This is a genomic window from Pseudomonas lini (assembly GCF_030812475.1).
GTDB classification, from domain to species: Bacteria; Pseudomonadota; Gammaproteobacteria; order Pseudomonadales; family Pseudomonadaceae; genus Aquipseudomonas; species Aquipseudomonas lini_A.
Map to the genome: position 1 here is coordinate 220,731 of NZ_JAUSSR010000008.1, position 17,411 is coordinate 238,141.

The 17,411-nt window shown below is 61.5% G+C and carries 19 protein-coding genes; 3 read left to right on the forward strand and 16 right to left on the reverse strand.

Annotation, left to right across the window (positions count from 1 at the left end):
- Window positions 1-44: 44 nt before the first annotated feature.
- The 14 genes from J2W17_RS17195 to J2W17_RS17260 are packed head-to-tail and all read right to left on the reverse strand — an operon-like array spanning window position 45 to window position 13,304.
- Window positions 45-1,292 carry an NAD(P)/FAD-dependent oxidoreductase gene (locus tag J2W17_RS17195; protein WP_307336416.1) on the reverse strand — a complete coding sequence of 416 codons (1,248 nt, stop codon included), beginning with the start codon at window positions 1,290-1,292 and terminating at the stop codon, window positions 45-47.
- Window positions 1,279-2,439, reverse strand: coding sequence for a sodium:proton antiporter (locus J2W17_RS17200; RefSeq protein ID WP_307336419.1), 1,161 nt, complete (start codon window positions 2,437-2,439; stop codon window positions 1,279-1,281). Before J2W17_RS17200 ends, J2W17_RS17195 begins: the two co-directional genes overlap by 14 nt.
- The gene (locus tag J2W17_RS17205) at window positions 2,436-4,775 is read right to left on the reverse strand and encodes an MMPL family transporter (protein ID WP_307336422.1); all 2,340 of its coding nucleotides are present in this window, start codon (window positions 4,773-4,775) and stop codon (window positions 2,436-2,438) included. The genes J2W17_RS17200 and J2W17_RS17205 overlap by 4 nt, the downstream gene beginning before the upstream one ends.
- Window positions 4,759-5,463: an outer membrane lipoprotein carrier protein LolA gene (locus tag J2W17_RS17210; protein WP_307336425.1), complete on the reverse strand. Its 705-nt coding sequence runs from the start codon at window positions 5,461-5,463 to the stop codon at window positions 4,759-4,761. Before J2W17_RS17210 ends, J2W17_RS17205 begins: the two co-directional genes overlap by 17 nt.
- A complete protein-coding gene (locus J2W17_RS17215; protein ID WP_307336428.1) occupies window positions 5,460-5,885 on the reverse strand; it encodes an acyl-CoA thioesterase in 426 nt (141 codons plus the stop codon). Before J2W17_RS17215 ends, J2W17_RS17210 begins: the two co-directional genes overlap by 4 nt.
- On the reverse strand, window positions 5,878-7,422 hold the full coding sequence (locus tag J2W17_RS17220; protein WP_307336431.1) for an HAL/PAL/TAL family ammonia-lyase: 1,545 nt from the start codon (window positions 7,420-7,422) through the stop codon (window positions 5,878-5,880). The genes J2W17_RS17215 and J2W17_RS17220 overlap by 8 nt, the downstream gene beginning before the upstream one ends.
- Window positions 7,403-8,344: an LpxL/LpxP family acyltransferase gene (locus J2W17_RS17225; RefSeq protein ID WP_307336434.1), complete on the reverse strand. Its 942-nt coding sequence runs from the start codon at window positions 8,342-8,344 to the stop codon at window positions 7,403-7,405. Before J2W17_RS17225 ends, J2W17_RS17220 begins: the two co-directional genes overlap by 20 nt.
- Window positions 8,341-9,075, reverse strand: coding sequence for a glycosyltransferase family 2 protein (locus tag J2W17_RS17230; RefSeq protein WP_307336437.1), 735 nt, complete (start codon window positions 9,073-9,075; stop codon window positions 8,341-8,343). Before J2W17_RS17230 ends, J2W17_RS17225 begins: the two co-directional genes overlap by 4 nt.
- Window positions 9,068-10,750: an acyl-CoA synthetase family protein gene (locus J2W17_RS17235; RefSeq protein ID WP_307336440.1), complete on the reverse strand. Its 1,683-nt coding sequence runs from the start codon at window positions 10,748-10,750 to the stop codon at window positions 9,068-9,070. Before J2W17_RS17235 ends, J2W17_RS17230 begins: the two co-directional genes overlap by 8 nt.
- Window positions 10,747-11,292 carry a hypothetical protein gene (locus J2W17_RS17240; RefSeq protein ID WP_307336444.1) on the reverse strand — a complete coding sequence of 182 codons (546 nt, stop codon included), beginning with the start codon at window positions 11,290-11,292 and terminating at the stop codon, window positions 10,747-10,749. The genes J2W17_RS17235 and J2W17_RS17240 overlap by 4 nt, the downstream gene beginning before the upstream one ends.
- Window positions 11,289-11,543 carry an acyl carrier protein gene (locus J2W17_RS17245; protein ID WP_128872907.1) on the reverse strand — a complete coding sequence of 85 codons (255 nt, stop codon included), beginning with the start codon at window positions 11,541-11,543 and terminating at the stop codon, window positions 11,289-11,291. The genes J2W17_RS17240 and J2W17_RS17245 overlap by 4 nt, the downstream gene beginning before the upstream one ends.
- Window positions 11,544-11,552: 9 nt before the next feature.
- Entirely contained in the window at window positions 11,553-11,813 is a 261-nt protein-coding gene (locus tag J2W17_RS17250) for a phosphopantetheine-binding protein (protein WP_307336450.1), read from the reverse strand.
- A complete protein-coding gene (locus tag J2W17_RS17255; protein WP_307336453.1) occupies window positions 11,794-12,603 on the reverse strand; it encodes a lysophospholipid acyltransferase family protein in 810 nt (269 codons plus the stop codon). Before J2W17_RS17255 ends, J2W17_RS17250 begins: the two co-directional genes overlap by 20 nt.
- The gene (locus tag J2W17_RS17260; RefSeq protein WP_307336456.1) at window positions 12,579-13,304 is read right to left on the reverse strand and encodes a beta-ketoacyl synthase chain length factor; all 726 of its coding nucleotides are present in this window, start codon (window positions 13,302-13,304) and stop codon (window positions 12,579-12,581) included. Before J2W17_RS17260 ends, J2W17_RS17255 begins: the two co-directional genes overlap by 25 nt.
- 353 nt (window positions 13,305-13,657) lie before the next feature.
- Here J2W17_RS17260 and J2W17_RS17265 point away from each other — a divergent pair, with 353 nt between their 5' ends.
- Window positions 13,658-14,428, forward strand: coding sequence for a ParA family protein (locus tag J2W17_RS17265; RefSeq protein ID WP_154992687.1), 771 nt, complete (start codon window positions 13,658-13,660; stop codon window positions 14,426-14,428).
- Between the two features lie 169 nt (window positions 14,429-14,597).
- Here J2W17_RS17265 and trxC read toward each other — a convergent pair whose 3' ends face one another.
- Window positions 14,598-15,032: a thioredoxin TrxC gene (gene trxC, locus J2W17_RS17270; protein WP_307336461.1), complete on the reverse strand. Its 435-nt coding sequence runs from the start codon at window positions 15,030-15,032 to the stop codon at window positions 14,598-14,600.
- A gap of 195 nt (window positions 15,033-15,227) precedes the next feature.
- Between trxC and J2W17_RS17275 the strand changes: the two genes are divergently transcribed.
- Together J2W17_RS17275 and J2W17_RS17280 are read left to right on the forward strand one after the other, a co-directional pair.
- Window positions 15,228-15,515, forward strand: coding sequence for a type II toxin-antitoxin system HigB family toxin (locus J2W17_RS17275; RefSeq protein ID WP_307336464.1), 288 nt, complete (start codon window positions 15,228-15,230; stop codon window positions 15,513-15,515).
- A gap of 5 nt (window positions 15,516-15,520) precedes the next feature.
- On the forward strand, window positions 15,521-15,922 hold the full coding sequence (locus J2W17_RS17280) for a helix-turn-helix domain-containing protein (protein WP_307336466.1): 402 nt from the start codon (window positions 15,521-15,523) through the stop codon (window positions 15,920-15,922).
- A 6-nt stretch (window positions 15,923-15,928) separates the two neighbouring features.
- On the opposite strand, the gene selO is transcribed toward J2W17_RS17280, so the two are convergent.
- Window positions 15,929-17,392 (reverse strand): protein adenylyltransferase SelO, encoded by a 1,464-nt coding sequence (gene selO, locus J2W17_RS17285; RefSeq protein ID WP_307336470.1) that lies wholly within the window; start codon window positions 17,390-17,392, stop codon window positions 15,929-15,931.
- Between the last annotated feature and the right edge of the window lie 19 nt (window positions 17,393-17,411).

The window sequence follows — 17,411 nt, forward strand, 5'->3', positions numbered from 1 at the left end:
ACAGGGTTTTGTGAGAGTAAACATCAAACAGCACCTTCCAAGACTCACGTGGCATCCCTTGCACAGAGTTCCGACAGCATTCGCAGCCGACGCCTGGGTTCGGCGACGAACGGATTGCGCTCGTCCCAGGCATACCCGGCAAGGATCGAGCTGATCATGCGGCGGATGTCGGGCGAGCCACCCTCATGATAAATCACATCCTGGAAAGTTCCGGCGTACCAGCCTTCGACATAGCAACGAAAGGTGTCGACGCCACGCTTGAGCGGTGTGGCGAACTCGGTTTGCCAGTCGACGCTTTCGCCTTGCAACTGACGGTGCAGGACCGCAGCGGCCATGCTGGCCGAACGCATGGCGATGGTCACGCCGGAGGAAAACACCGGGTCAAGGAACTCGGCGGCGTTGCCCAGCAAGGCAAAGCCCGGCCCGTGGAGGGTTTTGACGTTGGCCGAATAACCGCCAATGGTCCGCGCCGGGGTGTCCCACACGGCGTTGGTCAACACACCGGACAAGCTTGGGGTTTGCGCGATGAACCCGCGCAGGCAGTCGTCGAGATTCTCGGTACGGCCTGCGAAATGTTCGGCGGCCGCCACCACGCCCACCGAGCAACGACCGTTGCTGAACGGAATGGTCCAGAACCAGATGTCGCGATGGGTCGGATGGGTGGTGATGAGGATTTTTTCCCGCTCGAAAGCCGGGTTGTCGATATGGTCTTCGACGTGGGTGAACACCGCCTGGCGCACAGGGAAATTCGACGGGGCTTCAAGGTCGAGCAAGCGCGGCAGGACACGACCGTAGCCGCTGGCATCGAGCACGAAAACGGCTTCGACGCGGTACTGGCTGCCGTCTTCGCGCTGCACATCGAGTTGCGGTCTGGCCAGGGTGAAATCGGCACTGACGATCGCTTCGCCGTAGCGTACTTCCACGCCCTGGAGTGCTGCCTGATCGGCCAGCAGCTTGTCGAAGTCGGCGCGCTGGACTTGAAAGGTGGTCGGTTTGCCATCGCCGAAGGTGTCACCGAAATCAAAGGCGCTGTAGTGCTCGCCCCAGGCGAATGCGGCACCGTTTTTCAGCTGGAACCCGGCGGCGTTGACCGCCTCGAGCATGCCGGCTTCTTCGACGAAATCCAGGCAGTGGGACAGCAGGCTTTCACCGATGGAGAACCGCGGGAAATGCTGGCGTTCGATCATCAGCACGTCGTGGCCTTTGCGCTTGAGCAGCGCGGCGGCGATGGCGCCCGAGGGCCCCGCACCGATCACCACAACCTGGCGACGTTCCATTTCAACTGTTGGCACTGGAGCTCCTTGCCGGGACGGCGATGTTCAAACGGGTTCGATGCATGCCGACGAGCGCCGGCAGCAGTGTCGCGATCAAGCCCATCACCATCAGCGCAAAATACAGCGCCGGGCTGATGAGCTGTTGTTGTAGCAGCAGGTTGAGAAAGACGATCTCGCTCAAGCCACGAATATTGAGCAGGATACTTTCCCGCCAGCGACTGGCGCCTTCAAACGAGGCGCCGGCCCAGCCGAGGCCCAGCCAGTTGCCCAGCAGTTTACTGATAATCGGCAACAGCAGCAGCGCAGTCAGTTGCACCCAGCCGAGGCTGGTCATGGCCGCGTGGACGTTGATCTGCACGATGCCGAACGTGAGGATCAGCGGGATCGCGATATACGTCTGCACATGACTCATCCAGATCACCGGCAACGGCAGCACCAGCGGCACCTTGAGCACGGCCATGCACAACAGGTAGCCAATGCCGACAATCAATGCATTGAGCTTGAAGTGCTCCGCCGCCACCAATAGCGCGAAGAAGCAGACGCTATGCAACAGCGGTTGGCGCAGGCGCAGCAGGCGCAACAGTAACGGCAGGCAGGCCGCGGCCAGCGGCAGCAGCAGGCTGCTCAGGTGCAGGCTGCCCTGGGCGATGGCGAACAGGGTCCAGCAGGTGAGGTCGATGAGGATGGCAGTCTGCACCAGGCGCCGGGTAGCGGCAGGCGGGTAGTGGATGTGCCGCAGGTACAGATACAACACCGGAATGGCGGTGATGGCGAACAGCAGGCCGACCGCCAGGGAACTGATCCAGAGTTGCGGCGGTAACAGCCAGACCGCTGTCGCGAGCCCGCAGGTGAACGGAATGCAGAAGCTCGGCAGGGCGATTTTCAGGCTCTGGCGGTCGAGTCGCAGGTCGATCACGTCGCTGAGAATATGCCCCAGGAGCAAGGCAAAGCTCAGGCTGTAGAGATTTTTCAGCCAGGCCGGCGCCACCAGGGCGGCACCGCTCAGTTGCCATTGGGGTTCGATCCAAAAGAACATCAGCAACGGCAGGCCGAAGGTGGCCAGCAGCAACTGGCTGACGATCGGGATCACACCGAAGTGACGACCGACACGGGTGGCCACGGCGAACAACACCAGGGCCATGAGCCAGAACAGGACGACCATCATGCTGCCGGCTCCGTGACCGCGACCGCATGGACCTGGCGTCCAGCCCAGGGTGCGAGGAGGAAACTGAAGGCCAGGCCGAGGCTCACCGACAGACCGAAGTTGCTCACCGCCGGCGTACTGGACACCGCCAGCAGCCCGAACGACAGCCAGGTGGTCAGCGCCGCCAGCAGGGTGCCCAACAGGCTCACGGCGACGCCGCCGACCTGTTCGCGCATCAGGATCGCGTAGTCGACGCTGATGGCCGTGACCAGCAGCAGGCCGAACAGGCTGAACAGCGTCAACGGCTGCCCGAGCCAGCCGAGACTGGCCAGGCTGCACAGCGCCGCCAGCAGTGGCAGGGCGACGATGCGTAGCGCGCCGCCCAGGCCGAACGGCAGGATCAGTACCAGCACGATCAGCACACAGGAGGCGAGTTTCAGTTCAGCGGCACTGACCTGGGTCTCGGCGAAGACCTCGTTCAGTTCGCCGAGGCGATCCACCAGTTCCACGCCGGGCAAATCCATGGCCTGGACCCGCAACAAGGACGGGTTGTTCAGGCCTTGCAGGCTGACCATCGCCGCTACGCCGTCATCGATCGGGCCTAGCCACAGGGCGCGATAAGGTTCGGCCAAGGGACCGACCAGCGCCGCGTCGATATCTTCGATCGGCAGCGCCTGCAACCTGGCCAGTTCACCTTGCAGTGCGGCGGCCGGCACGCCGAGATCGAGCAAGGGTTGCCAGAATTGCGGCAGCTTTTTCAACGCCTCGCGCACCCGCAGCTGTTCGCTGGGCGGGCTGACCAGTTGATTGAGTGACAGATAACCCTCGAGTTTGTCCAGGTTGACCAGCTGATCCAGCCGCTCGCCCAGCGCGGTCTGGCGTTCCAGCAGTTGCTGCTGATTGGCCGCGCGCACCAGGAAGAACTGGCTGGTGGGTTGATAACCGGTGATGCGCGCAATGGTCTGGGCTTCGTCGGTCAATTGCTGCGGTGCGCCGACCCACTGGCGAATATCGTTGCGGGCCTCGAGCTGCAACAGACCGCCCACACAAAAGGCAATCAGCAGAGCCAGCAACACCGGGGTGCGCGCAATGTTCAGCAGCGCTTCACGGCGATCCAGCAAAAACTCGGCAACTCGCAGTGGCCACTGCGCCGGACGCAATTCGACACCTTTAAGCAGTGCCGGCAACAGGCACACGGCGCACAGGTAGGCGCCCACCAGCCCGGCGGCGGAGAACACGGCAATCTGGGTCAGTGCCGGGAACGGCGTCCAGGCCAGAGCCAGGTAGCCGATGCAGCTGGTGATCAGGCTCAGGGTCAGCCCGGGCAGGGTCAGGCGCAACGCCGGCCAGCTGTGCCAGGGTTTCAGGCTCCAGCTCTTGGACAGGTAATGCAGCGGGTAATCGACAGCGACGCCGATCAGGCTGGAGCCGAGCACCAGGGTCATCACGTGCATGTGCCCGAACATCGCCACGCAGGCCACCGCACCGAACAGCATGCCCACCAGGACCGGTACGAATGCCAGCAACACCCGCCAGCGGCGGAAGGCAAGCAACAGCAGCAACAGAATGCCCGCCGTGGCGCCGCCGCCGACCCAGGTCATTTCCCGGGTGGCTTGCCGTTGACCACTGGCGGCGTAGAGCAAGCCGCTGGCGGCCAGCAATTGCACATTGGCATGGGCGGCTTGTTCCCGGCTTTGCTGGAGCAGATCGGCCACTTGCAGCGGCAGGTTCATGTCGAAGGCGTTGCCGGTGGTCCGCGCCCGCAGCAGCACCCAGCTCTTGCCGTCGGCATCGGCCACCAGCGCACCGCTGCCGATGTCCAGTTGCACGGAGCCGTGTTGCGGCTGGCTGTTCTGGACGCGCCCGGTCAGGCCCAGCCAGTCATCCTCGCTGGGTACCAGGCTGAAGCCGGTGAAGGGGTCGAACAGTGCCTGGACCCGTTGCTGGATAAACGCATCGGGGTGCTCGATCAATTGTTGCCGATCCGTCGCCGAAAGCATCGCCAGGCGACCTTGCAGCAATTGCGTGCGCAACGCAGGCAAATCCGCTTGCAGGTTCCACTGGACCTTTTTGAACAAACCGCTGGCCTGCCACTGCTCACCCAGTGTCTGCGCCATGGCGATGGCTTGCGGGCGATCCTTGTGGCCGACCAGCACCAGCATTTCGCGGTTCAGCGGTTCTTGCATGCGTTGCTCGGCGCGCAGTTCCAGCGCATCCGGCGCCGTGCCCGGCACCAGTTCCATCAGGTTGGCCGACAGCGGTGCGCCGTCACGCCATTGCCAACCTGCAAGCGCGAGCACCGCCAGCAGCACGATCAAAAACAGCTGCGGCAGCCTCCGTTCACCCGGCAAAATCATGTTGCTCCGCTTCGCTCAACGGTTGAGTGCCGGTGCTGTCCTGCATGCGCAACAGCGTGCTGTCGCCCTGGGTTTCCAGCAGCTGGATGCTGTGCACCAGTTCGCCGCCGGTGATATTGATCTGATTGAACACCTGCTTGAGCAGCATCGAGCGCGGCACCAGGGTCAGTGTCCAGTTCTGCGCGTCGCCGCTCAGGGACAACTCGAAGTCCCGTTGCAGTCCGCTGCTGTCACCTTGCAGCACGGCGAGGAACAAGCGGTTCTGCTCGGCACCGGCACTCTTGCCGGGCAGCATTTGCCAGCCGCTGGCATCACGTCGGGCAATGCCTTTGGCGTTGATGCGGTAATCCTGTTGCAGCGGAGTTTTGAGTAGCCACAGCAGGCCGTGGTTTTTCGCCAGGACAAAGGTGCCCTTGCTGGTCAGCGGCTGGGGCAGGGCGCGCAGGTGTTTTTCCTGGATGAAGTTGCCGTGGATTACCTCGGGTTTGCTCAACTGATCGCTCAACTGCTGCAAATCAAATGCGTTGGCCAACCCAGGAATGCTCAGTAACACGCAGAACACTGTAGGAGCGAGCTTGCTCGCGAAAAACCTGAGAGCGCCGCGGGGTGTCAGGTGCCCAGCGTCATCGTTAACGACCATCGCGAGCAAGCTCGCTCCCACAGGGGAGTGGGGGTGGCAGTAAATCATGGCAAGGCCCTCTCTACGGCGTCGGTGAACACCTTCGGCGAAGCCAACTGCATTTCACGACTGCCCATGTCGACGGCCACCTGCACGGAACAGGCCCGGGTCAGGCGTTCGCCGGTGTGCAGATCGCTGATCAGGTAGCTGATCTTCAGACGGTTCTCCCACTCCACCAGATTGGCCCGCACATTCAGCTTCTGGCCGAACACGGCCCCGCGCACATAGCGCAACTGCAAGTCGATCACCGGCCAGGCGTAGCCCGAGGCAACCATGGCGTCGTAGTTGTGGCCGATCTTGTCCAGCAGCGCACAGCGGGCGACTTCCAGGTATTTGACGTAATGGCCGTGCCAGACGACGTTCATGGTGTCGACGTCAAAAAAAGGCACCAGGATTTCAGTATCGGCATGAAGCACTCCCTTGCTACGCATGCAGCCTCCAGTGTTGTTCGGCAATACGTTTCAGGCACAGGCGCAAATCACCCTCCAGGGCACGGTCTTCGATGACCGGCGCAAAGTCCTTGGCCAATTCCTCGTGCATGGCGGCCAGGGCGGGTGGCAGGGGGCGGGCATCTTCAGCCAGGCCGCGCAGCCACACGCCCTGGTTGGCCGCCAGCAGCGTGGCGGCGGCCACCTGTTCGGTCAGCTCCAAAACGCGGATCGCGTCCCGGGCGGCAATGGTGCCCATGCTGACTTTGTCCTGGTTGTGGCATTCGGTGGAGCGTGAGAAAACGCTGGCTGGCATGGTGTTTTTCAGCGCTTCGGCCGTCCAGGCGCTGGTGCCGATCTGCACCGCCTTGAAGCCGTGGTTGAGCATCGCCCGGTCGGCGGTGGCGCCGGACAGGTTACTCGGCAAGCCGTGGTTGTAACGCTCGTCCACCAGCAAGGCGAGTTGACGGTCGAGCAGGTCGGCGACGTTGGCCACCAGGTTTTTCAGGCTGTCCATGGCGAACGCGATGTGGCCGCCGTAGAAGTGACCGCCGTGCAGCACGCGTTCGGCTTCGGCGTCGATGATCGGGTTGTCGTTGGCGCTATTGAACTCGATCTCGATGAACGAGCGCAGCCAGTTCAGGCTGTCGGCCAAGACGCCGAGGACGTGGGGCGCGCAACGCAGGGAATAACGGTCTTGCAAGCGATGCAACGGCGCGGTGGGTGCGTCGATCGCCAGATCCTTGCGCAGCCAGGCGGCGACTTGCATCTGCCCCGGGTGCGGTTTGGTGGCGAACAGACGCTCGTCGAAATGCTCCGGGTTGCCTTGCAACGCGACCACGTTCAGCGCGGTGATGCGGGTGGCCAGTTGCAGCAGGTAATCGGCGCGGGCAAAGGCCAGGCACGCCAGGCCGGTCATGACCGCGGTGCCGTTCATCAGTGCCAGGGCTTCTTTCGGGCGCAGTACCAGCGGTTGCCAGCCGAGTTCGCGATGCACGTCGGCGGCTTGTCGGCGTTCACCGCGGAACATCACTTCGCGCTCGCCGGACAAGGTCGCGGCCACATAGGACAGCGGCGTCAGATCACCGCTGGCACCCACCGAACCTTCTTCCGGTATCAGTGGCAGGATGTCGTGTTCGAGGAAGGCGTGCAGGCGTTCGAGCAGTTCCACGCGAACCCCGGAGACCCCGTGGCACAGCGACTGCAAACGCGCCGCCAGTACCGCGCGAGTGGCCTGGGCATCGAGTAGCTTGCCCAGGCCGCAGCCGTGAAAGGTGTACAGATGACGGGGCAACGCCTCGACGTGATGCAACGGCACCGCGACCACGCAGGAATCGCCGTAACCGGTGGTCACGCCGTAGATCACGCCTTCCTTGTCCAACAGGGAATCGAGGAATCGCGCGCCCTTGGCGATACGCTCGCGGTACGCGGAGTCGCCTTGCAACTGCGTCGGCACCTGACGGTTGGCCAGGGCCAGCACGTCTTCGATACGCAGAGGGAGTTCGCCGAAGGTTACCGGCTCAAGCGTTGACGTCGTCATCGGTCTTCCAGAAAGGGTAAAAGTTGAACCATTGTTGGGGCGCTTGCAGGCAATAGTGACTCAGGCGTTCGGCGTAGCGGGCCGCCCACTGATGAATGACCTGATCGCGGTCGCTGCGCTTCCACACCACGGCCTGGGTAAACGGTTCGAGGGTCACCCGATATTGGCCCGTCGGTTTTTTCAGGCACATCAACAGATTGATCGGGCATTTGAGCAAACCGGCCAGCAACCACGGGCCTTGGGGGAAGGCGGCTTGATGGCCGAGAAAATCCACGGTCACGCTCCGTCCGCCGTGCAGCGGCACGCGGTCGCCGGCGATCGCCAGCCACTCGCCGCGCTCCAGGCGCTCATGCAATTGCAGCATGATGACCGGGTCGAGCTCGCTGACCTGGATCAGCCGCAGGTTGGTCGCGCCCGCTTCACCCAGCAGGCGATTGAATTGCTCGGCGTGCTTGGTGTGCACCAGGACGTTCATGGTGACCTTTTCGCCGATCTCCGCCAGTGCGCGGCAGACCTCGAGGTTGCCCAGGTGCGCACCCACCAGCATCTGCCCGCGTGTACCGCGCAATTGATTGCGCAGCAGCGCCGGGTCGATGATTTCGATCTGCTCGATGCTCAGCTTGCCATTCCATACGTCGAGCTTGTCGAGCATGGAATCGGCGAACGCCATGAACTGGCCGAACACTCGCCAATGGGTCGGGCGCAGTTCAGTGCGACCGCTCCAGTCGGCGAGCCGTTGCTGGTATTGCCAGGCACTGTGGCGGGCGCTGCGTCCGAATACAAAAAAGTACAGGACGATGCCGTACAACAGTGGGCTCAACAGTCGACGGCCAAGCACCCTGGCGCCGAACGCCGTGAGTTTCATCAGCCAGAAACTGCCGCGCTCCTGGCGGTCGGCCCAGTGTTGCCGGTCTGCGCTCATGCTCGCCACCGCCGCCAGAGGATCATCGGGGCCCGCACCAGCATGCCGAAGAACAGGCGGGTGTGCATGCTCGTTATCAGCACGTTGTCGCGGAACAGGCGGAAATGCGAGACGCCGTCCAGCGGGTAGTGAACCCTGGTTTGCAGCCACTGCATCGGCTGGTTGCGCCAGGCCAGGCGTACCAGGATGTCCGAGTCGAAGTCCATGCGCTTGCCGATCTTGGCGGTGTCGATCAGTGCCAGGGTCGGTGGCAGCGGGTACAGGCGAAAGCCGCACATGGAATCGCGGATCTGCAACGACAAGGTGTTGATCCAGACCATGACGTGAGTCAGGTAGCGGGCGTACAAACGACCTTTGGGCACGCTGGCATCGTACTTGGGATAACCACAGATCACCGCCTCGGGGTGCAGGCGCGATTGTTCGATGAAGGTCGCGACGTCCTGCAGGTCGTGCTGGCCGTCGGCATCGACCTGCAAGGCATGGCTGAAACCCAGGCGTGAAGCTTCGCGAAAGCCGGTCATGACGGCGGCACCCTTGCCCTGGTTAGAGGCCAGGCGGATCAGGAACACGTTGTCGCGCCGGGCCAGTCGATCCAGTACCGCGGCGCAGGCCTTATCGCTGGCGTCGTCCACCAGCAGGCACGGCAGGCCGCTGTCGAGCACGGCATCGACCACCGTGGTGATGGCGGTTTCGTGGTTGTAGACCGGGATGACGGCGCAGGGGTTATGCATCACCCGCAGCCTCCAGCAATATCCGCCCACTCGAGCAAGTAGCGGTCTCGTTGCGATAGGCGAAATACAGCTTGCCCCGTGCCGGGTCAAAACGCAGGTGCAGTTGGATTTCATCTCCCGGGCGCACCAATTGCTGGAATTTCAGCACTTCCATGCCGGCGAACTTTGCCGGCAGGACCATCAATCGTTGGCCCAGCGTGAGCGCCCACTCCACCTGCACTACGCCGGGCAATACCGGCGCCTGGGGGAAATGGCCACTGAAATACGCCAGGTCCGGCGGCACTGCCAGTTGCAGGCTCCACTCGCCATCGACTTCGACCTGTTCCAGCACCTCGGGCGCCTTTGGGCGCGGCGCCAGCAGCTGGGCTTCAACGTCGGCCTGGGGCAGTTTGCCTTGGGCGTTCAGCGGCAATTGACGCAGCAAGCGCCAGCGGCGTGGCAGGGCAATAGCCTCGCAATGCTGGCTCAGGTGCTGACGCAATGCTTGCGTCAGGGTCCGCCGGCCTTGATTGCGCAAGGCATGCAATCCCCGTTCGCTCAGCACCAGCAGCACGCCTAATGAGGCACGATTTTCCTGAACCACGCCAAGGCGCGCTTCGGCAACCCACTCGTGGTCCATCAACGCCTTTTCCAGCATCGGCAGGGAAATGCGTTTTTCTTCCAGTTTGACGATCCGGTCCAGTCGCCCGAGCAATTCGAAGCGGCCATCGGCTGCGATTCGCGCGGCATCCGCGGTGTGTTCGATATGGCCGGACGGCAAGTAGGGCGAGGCAATGAGCAGCGCACCATCGCTGTCCTGGCTCAACTCGATGCCGGCAAAGGGCTGCCAATAATCCTGTCCCAGGCGCCAGGCAATGCCACCGGTTTCCGAGCTGCCGAAGATTTCCGTCGGCCATTGGCTCAAGCGGTCGTGCAGGCTTTGCGCGGCCTCGGCCGGTAATGCGCCGCCGGAGGAAAACACCCGTCGAACTGCGCTCAGGGCCGGCCAGTCGAGATTGTCGCCCATGCGCTTGAGCAGCGCCGGGCTGGCGACCCAGGCGAACGCCGGGTGTTCACGGCTGGCGCGCTGCAAGTCTTCCGGAAAGGCCAGTTGCTTGCGCACGAACGAGCGCCCGGCGCACAACGGCCACAACACCCGGAACAGCAGGCCGTAGATGTGCTGGGTAGCAACGCTGCCGATGATGCAGGCCTCATCCAGATCGGCACCCCACAGACGCTCCAGCGCGTCGACTTCATTGGCCAGCTGACGCAGGCTTTTGTCGATGCGCTTGGGCTCACCGCTGGACCCGGACGTGCACAGGCTAAGCTGGCAGCGATCCAGATCCAGCGTGGCGGCGCTCAGTGGCGAATGCCGATAATCGCTCAGCTGCGCGTCTTCGGCCTGATCGGTCAGCCACAGATCGACTTCCTTCGACCAGCGCTGGCGAGTCTGGGCTTGCAAGTCGGCAGGCAGCAGCACGCTGACCCCGGCACGCCAGGCGCCGAGCAGGGCAATCGCCAGGTCGGCGGCGTCTTCCAGGTGCACGGCAACGCGCTGTATACCCTGGGCCTGCAGGCCCGCGGCCAGGCTCAATGCCTGGTCGCACAGTTGCGCGTGATTCAGCGCCGGCCCGGCCGTCACGGCACGTTCCGGCTGAGCCTTGAGCAACAGGTGCTCAAGTTTTGTCCAATTCATGGGTGGCCTCGTACCCGTTGTCGCATGAGCCATTCAATGGCAAACAGCAGGCCCATCAATCCATAGGAAATCAGACCGGTGTACAGCATCCACCACTTCAGCGGCGCCCAGAGTGTCAGGGCGGCGGCGAGCAAACCGTTACAGAGGAAGAACACACACCAGACGATGGTCACCTGGCGGGTATAAACAATCGCCTTCGCCGGCAGCTGCGGTTCACGCAGGCGTGCCAGCCGTTCGACCGTCGGCGGGCCATACTTCAGGCTCAGCCCGAACAGCCCGAGCATGAATGCGCTGATCAGTACCGGGTACCAGCGCAGCAACAGTTGGCTATCCAGCAGCGCCAGCAACAGGCAAAAAGTGATCGCGCCGATCGCCATCCACAGACTGCCGGGCTTGCGCGCACCGAACAGCGCCCGGGCCACCCACAGGCTGCCCAGCAGCAGACCGAACTGCCACGGGGCAAAATGCTCCATGCCGAAATACACCGCAAAGGGGTACAGCAGGGCCGCCAGCAGCAGGACAAGGCCGATCAATCGACTCATGCGGCCGGATGAACCAGTCGATAGACCGCCTCGACCACGTCGCTGACGGTACGCACCGATTTGAATTCTTCGGCGGCGATTTTCTTGCCGGTCTGGCGCTTGATGTGATCGATCAGGTCGACTGCGTCGATGCTGTCGATTTCCAGGTCCTGGTACAGATTGGATTCGAGACTCACACGCTCCGGGTCCAACTCGAAGAGTTCGACCATGGCATCGCGCAAGGTGTTGAAAATGTCGTCACGAGTTTGCATGGTCCGGTCTCAGGCTGCCTGTTTTGCGGTGACGAACGCCGCGAGGCTCGCCACATTGCTGAAGTGATTGCGTGTGTCCTTGGCGTCGGCGTCGATCTTGATACCGTACTTTTTCTGGATGGCCAGGCCGAGTTCCAGTGCGTCGACCGAATCCAGGCCCAGGCCTTCGCCAAAGAGCGTCTGGTTATCGTCAATGTCTTCGACGCTGATGTCTTCAAGGCCCAGGGCGTCGATGATCAGTTCTTTGATTTCACGGTGTAGATCGCTCATCTTCGGCGAGCTCCTTGATAAAGTAATGATGCAGATAATCGTTGAGCTTGCGCGACGCCTGAGGAGCAGGGCCCAGCGCAGCGAAGGCTTGTGGATCTATATCGGCTCCGACACGGAAACTGAAGTGCACGCGACGTTTGGGGATCCGATACCAGGGCTCGGCCTTGGTCAACGTCGTGGGGCTGACCTTGATGATCACCGGGGTGAGGATTTTCGCACCGCGCAACGCGATGGCCGCTGCACCCCGATGAAAGGCTGGCGCGTGGCCTGGCCGGGTGCGCGTGCCTTCGGGGAAGATGATCAGGGTCTGACCACTTTTCAGTGCATCCGCAGCCGCATCGAGCATATCCATACTGCCATCATTGCTGATGTATTCGGTGCGGCGTAGCGGGTCGCGGGTAAAGGGGTTCTCCCACAGGCTTTGCTTGACCACGCAATTGGCATGGCGCACCAGACCGATCAGGAACACGACGTCGATCAGCGATGGGTGATTGGCGATGATCATTTGCCCTGGTCGACCGAGCTTTTCAGCGCCCTGGATGTCGTAGGTCAGCACACCGGTGCGGGCCATGAAGCGGACGAAAAACCAGAAACATCTACTGACAGTTTGCCGCGCCCGCAACCGATGCTTCCGCGCATCGCCGGGCAGGCAGCTCAGTAGCGGGAAAACCACCAGGCGCAGGCACAGCCCGCCCAACCCGAACAGGGTGAAGCTTGCGGCGGTAGCCAGCAGACGCCAGTAATAGGCGTCCCGGTTTTTATCATTTACAGGTTGCGTTGCCAGGTCCATACACGATTTTTCCAGGCATGTTGGCAGGTAGTCTGCTGGCCGAGCAGCGTACGCAAGAGATCCAGGGCATGGGGCCAGTGGGCTTTGGACAACGCATCCGGGTTGCTGTTCAGGGACAGCTGCCAGTCATTGCCCTGGGTAATCAGCAGGCCGACCGCATAAGGAAACGGCACATCGTCGATCCAGGTGGAATAGGCTTCGGGTGGCTGCTCTTCAGTGACCACCAACAGGACAGCCGTTGCACCTTCGGCAAGCAATGCCGCGGCCTCCAGCATGCCGTGTTCAAGGCCGTCGCCGGCTGCTGCGAGGGCCGTCATCTCACTGGTTTCGCCACGCAGGATCGACCACAGGCCGATCACCGCGTTGTGCACCGACAGGCTGAACTGGGTAGGGGACAGCGGTTGATCGGCCGCCAGCTCGCTGAGGATTTCAAAGGTGCGCGGGGTTTCGCCGTGGCGGGAAATAAAGACCAACGGCAAGTCCTGGCGCCCCTCGGCCAATGGCCAGCCAACACTGAATGCCATTCGCGCCAGGCGGCTGAGTCGCCGGCGTTGCATGGCCGGTAGAAAAGAGACGTCGGGGGCGGCATCGCTGCCCGGGAGCACGACCGGCTGTCGGCACCAGGCCTGCCAATCGTCCACGCTGTCGAGCCCGGGGGCCCACGCGCGCCATCGGGCGATGTTGAAGTTAATCACAGACATTCATCCCGCCCCTGCGGGCTTCCTTGACGCGGTGAATCGCAAAAACAGCGAAAGACGCTACCGTGGCGCATAACGCCGAGTGGCGCGCATTATCCCGGTGCGGCGAGCCCGTAGCAAATGCTGGTTACATTTTGCTCAACAAACGGACCGGTTGGTGCGCATCGATCTTCGTATGGCCATTATCCATAGTGCGCCTGCCATGTCTGTCGGCTCATTTTGCGATCAGTGGATGACTTAGCCGCTTTTTCGTCAAGAGATCGCACCTGACTGTGTAGTCCCTGTGCCGGCGAGGTAGCTAAGCAGAGCCGTGGCCTACTACACTCGATCATTCTTTGATACACGGAGGTTTTGACATGCGGCGCGTGGTGTTCAATCAGAAAGGTGGCGTAGGCAAATCGAGCATTGCCTGCAATCTGGCGGCGGTCAGTGCCAGCGAGGGTTATCGCACCTTATTGGTGGATCTCGATGCCCAGGCCAACTCCACTCAGTACCTGACAGGACTCACCGGCAATGACATCCCGATGGGCATTGCCGATTTTTTCAAGCAGACGCTGTCTTCCGGGCCGTTCTCGAAAAAAAGCCAGGTCGATATCTACGAAACCCCGTTCGACAACCTCCACGTTATCACCGCCACGGCCGAGCTGGCTGACTTACAGCCCAAGCTCGAAGCCAAACACAAGATCAACAAACTGCGTAAATTGCTCGAAGAGTTGGACGGCGACTACGACCGTATCTATCTCGATACACCACCAGCGTTGAATTTTTATGCAGTTTCGGCATTGATCGCCGCTGACCGCGTGCTGATCCCCTTCGACTGCGACAGTTTCTCGCGTCAGGCGCTATATGGCCTGCTGGCGGAGATCGAAGAATTGAAGGATGACCACAACGAAGGGTTGGAAGTCGAAGGCATAGTCGTCAATCAGTTCCAGGCCCGTGCCAGCCTGCCCCAGCAAATGCTCGACGAACTGATCGCCGAGGGCTTGCCGGTGCTGCCGGTGTATCTGGGTAGCTCGGTGCGGATGCGCGAGTCGCATCAGGCCAATACGCCGCTGATTCATCTCGATCCTCGGCACAAGCTGACCCAGCAGTTCGTCGAGCTGCACAACCTGCTCGAAAACACCTGAGTCCGGCAATCAACACCGAACCACTGTGGGAGCGAGCTTGCTCGCGATGGTCGTTAACGATAACGCGTATTTGCTGGTTAAAAGCGGCGCTTTTGAGTCCATCGCGAGCGAGCTCGCTCCTACAAGTCGGATCGCCGCATCGCCGCTCCCACAGTGGTTTATGGTGGCTTTAGATCCCCTGACTACGCAACCAACTCATCAACTGCGGTAAAGGGAAGGCCCCGCTCTGGCGCGCCACTTCCCGGCCGTTCTTGAACAGAATCAGGCTCGGGATCGAGCGGATTCCTAACTGCGCCGACAACTGCTGATTCGCCTCGCTATCGAGTTTCGCCAGCCGACACTTGCCAGCCAGCTGACTCGCGGCCTGCTCGAACACCGGCGCAAACGACTTGCACGGCCCGCACCAGTCCGCCCACACATCCACCAGCAGCGGCAGGTCGCCCTTGATCTGACTGGCGTAATCGCCTTGTTTCAATTCGAACGGTTTGTCGAGCAGGACCGCGGCCTTGCAGCGACCGCATTTTGGATGGTCGTTGAGGCGCGCGGCGGGAATGCGGTTGAGGCCGTTGCAGTGGGGGCAAGGGATGAGCATTGGATCGGTCATGAGAGTGGTCCTGTTAGAAGCCGATCATTCCTATTTGGAGACGTTTGCTCATGTTTTCAATCGAGCGGCACCCGGAGGTGACACTACGCTGGATTGAGTCAGGAGAGACCGTTGGTCTGTTCGACCTGTATCGCAGCTTGCGATAATTTTGGTCTGTGATTAACTTCCCATAGCAGAATGCGATAAAGATGTTGCATGCATGTCATCACTGAAAAACGTATCCGTGAAGCCAAGACCAAATGGCCAAATGCAGCCACCGCATTGGATCACTGGTATCACTTGGCCGCAGGAGGTAAACCATCGGATTTTGCGGCGATGAAGGCCCTGTTTCCTACTGTCGATAAGGTGGGTGAGTTTCACGTTTTCGATATCGGTGGCAACAAGTTACGCCTGATTGCCTACGTCAGATATCGATCTCAGAAGCTATACATCAAGCATGTGCTGGATCACCGCGAATACGACCGCGGAAAATGGAAGGAGTAAGTAGCATGAGTGTTCTGATCAAAAGAGCTGCCGAGCATTGGGAGTTCGTCTCGCCCTTGCTGCGCAAACCCAAAAATGAAAATGACTACGACATGTTGGTGCAGGCGCTAGACGAGTTATTAGCGATGACCGGCGATGATGAGTCCCATCCGTTAATGAGTCTGGTGGAGATCATTGGTGACTGGATTGAAGAGTGGGATCACAAGCATCACCCAATGCCCAAGCCCAGCGGTGTCGATGTTCTCGGCTATTTGATGCGTGAACACGGCCTGACTCAGAGTGACCTGCCCGGGGTCGGTACCCAATCGGTTGTTTCGGAGATTTTGAGCGGCAAGCGCCAGCTCAACCTGCGCCAGATACGCTGGCTGGCTGAGCGCTTTGGTGTATCGGTGGAGACCTTTATCTGACCAGTCTCACGACGAGCAACTGATCTCCAGATGCTTGCCCCATTCCGGCGGCCGCTCGGCGTAACCCTGCATTCCCGGCTGCTCCTCGAACGGATTGCTCAGCACCGCATGCAGCCGACGAACTTCTGAATAGTCGCCACTTTCCGCCGCATCGATGGCTTTCTGCGCCAGGTAGTTACGCAGGATGTAGAGCGGATTGACCGCATGCATCCGTTTGCGGCGCTTTTGCTGATCTGCCTCGCCTTCACGGGCAACCCGAGCGACATAGAGCTCGCCCCAGGCATCGAAGCCCTTGATGTCGACGAAGTCGTCGCGCAAGCGGGCGAGCGCCTGCTCAGGTGATTCGTCCCCCAGGCGGCGGAAGAACAGGCTGTAGTCGACGCCACTGTTCTGCATCAGTTGCAGCAGGTGTTCCAGCAGTTTCTGGTCATCGTCCTCGGCAGTGGTAAAACCGAGGCGGCGGCGCATCAGGTCCAGGTAGTGGGCCTGGTACAGCGGCAGGTACAGCCCGAGGGTTTCGCGCAGGGCCTCGACGCTGATGAATGGCGTGAGGGCCTGGGCCAGAGCGCTGAGGTTCCACTGGCCGATCGGCACCTGGTTGCTGAAGGAATAACGGCCCCGGTCATCGGAGTGGTTGCAGATGAAGTGGGCGTCGAAGTCGTCGAGGAAAGCGAAAGGGCCATAGTCGAAGGTGATGCCCAGGATCGACATGTTGTCGGTGTTCATCACCCCATGGCAGAAGCCATAGGCTTGCCACTTGGCAATCAGTTCGGCATTGCGCTCGACGATCTCGCGGAACATCGCCAGGTAGGGCTCGGGTTGTTCCAGGCACTCCGGAAAGTGCATGGCCAGCAGGTAGTCGCCGAGTTCTTTCTGCTTCTCGGGGCGCTTGGTGTAATAGAAATACTCGAAATGGCCGAAACGCACATGGCTCGGTGCCAGGCGCAGGACCATCGCCGCGCGTTCCTGCTTTTCGCGCCAGACCGGGGTGTCGGAGCCGATCACGCACAGTGCGCGGGTGGTCGGAATATTCAGGGCATGCAGCGCTTCGGAGGCGAGAAACTCGCGAATTGATGAGCGCAGCACCGCGCGTCCATCACCCATGCGCGAAAAAGGCGTCTGGCCAGCGCCCTTGAGGTGCAGGTCCCAATGCTCGCCGGCCTGGTTATAGACCTCGCCCAGCAACAAGCCGCGACCGTCGCCCAACTGAGGGTTGTAGGACCCGAACTGATGACCGGAATAGACCATCGCCCTGGGAACCGCGTCGGCCCAGAGCTTGTGGCCGCTGAACAGCTCGGCGAACGCCGGGGTTTCGGCCTCGGCCGGATCGAGGTCGAGCAGCGCCATGGCGGCGGGGCTGGCCACCACCAGGCGCGGATTGTCGATGGGCTCGGGCAGCACGTGGACGGAAAACGTATCGCCCAGGCGGGCGAAGCGGTTATCGAAGGTCAGTTCGTCGAGGGCTTTCAAGGGCCATCTCCAGCAGAAT